This is a genomic window from Bradyrhizobium sp., assembly GCF_016462955.1.
Classification (GTDB): Bacteria; Pseudomonadota; Alphaproteobacteria; order Rhizobiales; family Xanthobacteraceae; genus Bradyrhizobium.
The window spans coordinates 5,786-7,626 of record NZ_JAEMSD010000342.1; the positions used below are offsets into that span (position 1 = coordinate 5,786).

The following is a 1,841-nucleotide window of genomic DNA, read 5'->3' on the forward strand; positions in this document are numbered from 1 at the left end:
CGGAATCGTCGGCACGGGTGACGATGTCGCGGTCGTGCGTGACGATGAGGTCGGCAATGCCGGCAAGGCGCCGCTCGGCTTCACGATTGTCGATGAGGAGCGGCTCGCCGCCGGGATTGGCACTGGTGGCGACGATCACCCAGGCTTCGCCGGCTCGCGGGTGCCTGGAATTCAGCGCGTCGAAGACCAAGTGATGAAGCGGCGTGACCGGCAGCATGACACCGAGACGGGACAGCTGCGGTGCGATGGCCAGCGCGAGCCGATCGCGCGATGTCATCAGCACGATCGGCCGCGGCGACGCTTGCAACAGGGCGAGCTCGGCGGCATCGGCATGGGCGATGTCCGCGACCGCATCCACCGATCCAACCATGACCGCGAAGGGTTTTTGGTCGCGATGCTTGCGCTGCCGCAGCCGCCGTACAGCCTCGTCGTCGCGGGCATCGCAGAGCAGCTGATAGCCGCCGAGCCCCTTGATCGCGACGATCCTGCCGCCCGCGACCGCGTCGGCAATCTCCGCGACCTCATGGCTGAGCCTTGGGCCACATTGCGGACAGGCGATTGCCTCGGCATGGAAACGGCGGCTGATGGGGTTGGCGTAATCCTCCGCACAGGCCCTGCACATCGCAAAGCCCTTCATGGCCGTGGTCGAGCGATCATAAGGCAGCCGCTCGGCAATGGTGTAGCGCGGGCCGCAATGGGTGCAGTTGACGAAGGGATAGCGATGAAAGCGGCTGCAGGGGTCGAACAGCTCTCGCAGGCAGTCCTTGCAGGTTGCGGCATCGGCGACGATGCGCGTCGACACCCTGCCCTGCTCGCTGGCGCGGATGCAAAACTCCGCACTCGCCACCGCCCCGACGGCATGCACCGAAATGTCGTCGATCCGGGCCAGCGGCGGCTTTTCCAGCGGCAACGCCGCCACGAAGTCCGAGGCGCGCTCGCCCTCGACCTCTATGACCACACCATCGGGATCGTTGGCGACGAAGCCGCCGAGACAGTAGCGCGTGGCGAGGCCGTAGACGTAGGGGCGAAATCCGACGCCCTGCACCGCGCCGCGCACGTGCAGTCGCAACCTTCTCCGATCGTGCGCGCCCGTCCCTCCGTCCATCGTCACCCCTGCGCAGCCATCTCGGCGTGCTTCGGCTTCGCCCACCGCCTGCGGATCCAGGCATAGAAGGCGGAAAATCCCTCGCCCGTGCGCGCCGACACCGTCATCACCTCGATCCCAGGGTTGACCCGCCGCGCATATTCGACTGTCCTTGCGAGGTCGAAATCAAGCAGCGGCGCGAGGTCGATCTTGTTGATCAGCATCAAGGATGACGCTGCAAACATGTCGGGATATTTGAGCGGCTTGTCCTCGCCCTCCGTGGTCGAGAACACCACGATCTTGCAGGCTTCGCCGAGATCGAACGCCGCGGGGCAAACGAGATTGCCGACATTCTCGATGAAGAGGATGCCGCCGTTCAGCCAGGGCAGCCGGTCATAGGCCTGGCCGATCATGGCGGCATCGAGATGACAGCCCTTGCCGGTGTTGACCTGGATCGCGGCGACGCCCGTGGCACGGATCCGCTCGGCATCGTTGGAGGTCTGCTGGTCGCCCTCGATCACGCCGATCGGAAAGCTGTCCTTCAGATCGGAGACCGCGCGAACCAGGAGCGAGGTCTTGCCGGCGCCCGGGCTCGACACCAGGTTGAAGGCGAGCACCTCGTCGGCGCGGAAGCGCGCGCGGTTGTCGGCGGCGAGCCGGTCGTTCTTGCCGAGAATGTCGCGCTCGACCTGGATGATGCGCTCGCTGCTCATGCCGGCGATCTCCTGGCCGGCCGGATTGGCGCCGCAATCGAGCA

1 protein-coding gene and 1 pseudogene are annotated in these 1,841 nt (G+C 66.1%); both read right to left on the reverse strand.

Annotated elements, in window-relative coordinates; genetic code table 11:
• Positions 1–1,111: pseudogene (locus tag JHD07_RS27480) on the reverse strand (Sua5/YciO/YrdC/YwlC family protein); the annotation flags it as partial.
• A partial coding sequence (gene hypB, locus JHD07_RS27485) for a hydrogenase nickel incorporation protein HypB (RefSeq protein ID WP_291627767.1) occupies positions 1,108–1,841 on the reverse strand: 734 nt, incomplete at its 5' end. The pseudogene JHD07_RS27480 and the gene hypB, both read right to left, overlap by 4 nt.